The sequence below is a fragment of the Bradyrhizobium sp. Leo114 genome, from assembly GCF_055229415.2.
On the sequence record NZ_JBUYEN020000244.1, the window covers coordinates 1 to 328 of the forward strand.

Below are 328 nucleotides of genomic sequence, written 5' to 3' on the forward strand. Positions count from 1 at the left end.
TGACATAAGCCGGCGGAATCAGCCGCACTTGATGACCGAAAGTTGCAATCTCGCGCGCCCAATAATGGGCGCTGCCGCAGGCTTCCATCCCCACCAGGCATGGTGGCAGCTTCTCAAAGAAACGCAGAACTTCGCTGCGCCGTAGTCTCCGGTTCAACACCGGCGAGCCATCGCCACCCGCGCCGTGAACTTGAAAAATGTGCTTCGCCAAATCCAACCCGATGGTGCTAATCTGTTTCATGGAACGGTTCCTCCTTGTGGCGTTCGAATAACGACCACGTTTTAGCACGATGATGCTGTCGGAGCGGGCCGTTCCACCACATCAATC

General features: G+C 56.4%; 1 pseudogene. It reads right to left on the reverse strand.

Annotated features, from left to right (window positions below):
- Positions 1-241: pseudogene (locus tag ACZIRK_RS45585) on the reverse strand (IS110 family transposase); the annotation flags it as partial.
- Positions 242-328 lie beyond the last annotated feature (87 nt).